Raw genomic sequence first — 3,683 nt, forward strand, 5'->3', positions numbered from 1 at the left:
AGCCGGCACCCGCACCAGCCACTTCGCACAACTTCGCCCCGCCGGATAGATCCGACGGGGCGAAGCAGTAGAACCCAAATTAACCAACAGCATCCACCCGCGCCGGGCCCTTCGTCGCGTACGTCCTAGCTGTCGCCGCCGGTCTCGCCGACCGGGGCCGCGTTGACGTCCTCGATGGCGTACTTCTTGGCCGCCTCGGCCGGCACGCTCGCCGGTACCGTGCCGCGCAGGGCCAGCTGCCGCAGCGTCGCGACCACCACCGACTCGGCGTCGACGTGGAAGTGCCGGCGCAGGGCGTGCCGGGTGTCGGACATGCCGAACCCGTCCGTGCCGAGGGACGTGTAGTCACCCGGCACCCAGCGGGCGATCAGGTCCGGCACCGCGCGCATCCAGTCGCTGACCGCGACCTTCGGGCCCTCGGCGTCGGCCAGCTTCTGCTGGATGTACGGCACCCGCTGCTCCGCGCCCGGGTTGAGCAGGTTGTGCTCCTCGCACTGCACCGCGTCCCGGCGCAGCTCCGTCCAGGAGGTCACCGACCAGACGTCGGCGGCCACGCCCCAGTCCTGGGCCAGCAGCTGCTGCGCCTTGAGCGCCCACTGCATGCCGGTGCCCGAGGCGAGCACGTTGGCCTTCGGCGCGTCGTCGCCCACCGACGGGGCGGGGGAGTAGCGGTAGATGCCCTTGAGCACGCCCTCGACGTCCACCCCCTCCGGCTCCGCCGGCTGGAGGATCGGCTCGTTGTAGATCGTCAGGTAGTAGAAGACGTTCTCCTGCGCCTCGCCGTACATCCGGTGCAGGCCGTTCTCCACGATGTGCGCGATCTCGAACGCGAACGCCGGGTCGTACGCGACCACCGCCGGGTTGGTGGCGGCGATCAGCAGCGAGTGGCCGTCCTCGTGCTGGAGCCCCTCGCCGTTGAGCGTGGTCCGGCCGGCGGTGGCGCCGAGCAGGAAGCCCCGGGCCATCTGGTCCGCGGCGGCCCACAGCCCGTCGGCGGTGCGCTGGAACCCGAACATCGAGTAGAAGATGTACATCGGGATCATCGGCTCGTCGTGGGTGGCGTACGCCGAGCCCGCCGCCGTGAACGAGGCGACCGAGCCGGCCTCGTTGATCCCCTCGTGCAGGATCTGCCCGCCGACGGCCTCCTTGTACGACAGGAACAGCTCCCGGTCGACGGAGGTGTACCGCTGGCCGTGCGGCGAGTAGATCTTCTGCGTCGGGAAGAGCGAGTCCATGCCGAAGGTGCGGGCCTCGTCCGGGATGATCGGCACCCAGCGCTTGCCGAACTCCTTGTCCTTCATCACGTCCTTGAGCAGGCGGACGAAGGCCATCGTGGTGGCCACCTTCTGCTTGCCCGAGCCGCGCTTGACGTCGGCGAAGCGCTCCGGGCCGGGGATGGCCAGCCGCTTCTGACCGGACCGCCGCGACGGCAGGTAGCCGCCGAGCTGCTGGCGCCGCTCCTTGAGGTAGGCGATCTCCTCGGACTTCTCGCCCGGGTGGTAGTACGGCGGCAGGTAGGGGTTGTCCTCCAGCGCCTTGTCCGGGATGTCCAGGTAGAGCCGGTCGCGGAAGGTCTTCAGGTCCTCCAGCGTCAGCTTCTTCATCTGGTGGGTGGCGTTGCGGCCCTCGAAGTGCGAGCCCAGCGTCCAGCCCTTGATCGTCTTGGCCAGGATCACGGTCGGCTGGCCGGTGTGCTCCATCGCCGCCTTGTAGGCCGCGTAGAGCTTGCGGTAGTCGTGCCCGCCCCGCTTGAGGTTCCAGATCTCGTCGTCGCTGAGGTCCTCGACCATCTTGCGGGTCCGCTGGTCGCGGCCGAAGAAGTGCTCCCGGACGTACGCCCCGGACTCCGCCTTGTAGGTCTGGTAGTCACCGTCGGGCGTGGTGTTCATCAGGTTGACCAGCGCGCCGTCGGTGTCGGCGGCGAGCAGCGGGTCCCACTCCCGGCCCCAGACCACCTTGATGACGTTCCAGCCGGCGCCCCGGAAGAACGCCTCCAGCTCCTGCATGACCTTGCCGTTGCCGCGCACCGGCCCGTCGAGCCGCTGGAGGTTGCAGTTGATCACGAAGGTGAGGTTGTCCAGCTCCTCGCGGGCGGCCACACCGATCGCGCCGAGCGTCTCCGGCTCGTCCATCTCGCCGTCGCCCAGGTACGCCCACACGTGCTGGTCCGAGGTGTCCTTGATGCCCCGGTGGTGCAGGTAGCGGTTGAACCGCGCCTGGTAGATCGCGTTCAGCCCGCCCAGGCCCATGGAGACCGTGGGGAACTCCCAGAAGTCCGGCATGAGCCGGGGGTGCGGGTACGACGGCAGGCCGCCGCCCGGGTGCGACAGCTCCTGGCGGAACCCGTCGAGCTGGTGCTCGGTCAGCCGCCCCTCCAGGAACGCCCGCGCGTACATACCGGGGGAGGCGTGGCCCTGGTAGAAAATGTGGTCGCCGCCGCCCGGGTGGTCCTTGCCGCGGAAGAAGTGGTTGAAGCCCACCTCGTAGAGCGAGGCCGAGCTGGCGAAGGTGGAGATGTGCCCGCCGACGCCGATCTCGGGGCGCTGCGCCCGGTGCACCAGCATGGCCGCGTTCCACCGGACGTACGCCCGGATCCGCCGTTCCACGTGCTCGTCGCCCGGGAACCACGGCTCGCGCTCCGGCGGGATGGTGTTGATGTAGTCGGTGGTGGTCAGCGACGGCACCCCGACCTGGCGCTCGCGGGCCCGCTCCAGCAGGCGCAGCATGACGTAGCGGGCGCGCTTGGTCCCGCGCTCGTCGATGACACCGTCGAGCGACTCGACCCATTCGCTGGTCTCTTCAGGGTCGATGTCCGGAAGCTGGCTCGGCAGACCAGCGGTGATCACCGGGCGCTTGCGTTCCGTAGCCACAGGCGTTCCCTCGGTTCTGTGTGGGATAGGTCTCTAGCGTCATCCTGCCTCCTGGTGGCACCCGCCGTCACGCCCACCGCCCGGAGACGCGACGCGCGACACAGGTACCCGCCGGTAACTTTGCGCGACCGGCCGCCCGGTGCGAGCCGGGCGGCCCGGCGTCCCCGTCCCCCTGCCGTCCCGGCTCGGCGCTCAACCTCGGCCCGGGGGTGCCGGTGCCGCTGCTGGTCGGCGTGCCCGGGGCGGGGCGCCGGCCCGGTGGGGAGGACTCCGGCGGCGGTTGGTGCCCCGCTCGGGCAGAATGCGTCGTATGCGCAGTGAGGTGATCACGGTCCAGACCGGGGCCCGGCCGACCGTCCGGGACATCACCGTGGAGGCCGAGCGGTTCGTCTCCGGGCAGGGCGACGGTCTGCTGCACGTCTTCGTGCCGCACGCCACGGCCGGTCTGGCGATCATCGAGACGGGCTCGGGGTCCGACGACGACCTGCTCGCCGCGCTCGACGACCTGCTTCCCACCGACGACCGGTGGCGGCACCGGCACGGCTCGCCCGGCCACGGGCGCGACCACGTGCTGCCGGCGTTCGTCCCCCCGTACGCGACGCTGCCGGTCGTCGGCGGCCGGCTGGCGTTGGGCACCTGGCAGTCGATCTGCCTGGTCGACCCCAACGGCGACAACCCCACCCGCAGCGTCCGCTTCTCGTTCCTGCCCGGCTGACCACCCGTTACCTTCTTGATCGTCCCCAGCCGGGGACCCTCGGTCGCCCGGCCCGGTATGACTTCCTGCCCCTGTCGTTTGGATGATCCGGGGGGTGT

Annotated in this window: 2 protein-coding genes; one reads left to right on the forward strand and one right to left on the reverse strand. The window is 70.4% G+C overall.

Translation table 11 applies throughout. The annotated features are described in order from the left end of the window. Positions 1–125: 125 nt before the first annotated feature. Positions 126–2,870, reverse strand: coding sequence for a pyruvate dehydrogenase (acetyl-transferring), homodimeric type (aceE, locus tag AB0G13_RS34300; RefSeq protein WP_357883750.1), 2,745 nt, complete (start codon positions 2,868–2,870; stop codon positions 126–128). A gap of 310 nt (positions 2,871–3,180) precedes the next feature. On the opposite strand from aceE, the gene AB0G13_RS34305 reads away from it, so the two are divergent. Next, positions 3,181–3,585, forward strand: a complete 405-nt coding sequence (locus AB0G13_RS34305) for a YjbQ family protein (protein ID WP_357883753.1) — start codon at positions 3,181–3,183, stop codon at positions 3,583–3,585. Positions 3,586–3,683 lie beyond the last annotated feature (98 nt).

Origin of the sequence: Micromonospora sp. NPDC023633 (assembly GCF_040640035.1) — a bacterium.
Taxonomy (GTDB): Bacteria; Actinomycetota; Actinomycetes; order Mycobacteriales; family Micromonosporaceae; genus Micromonospora.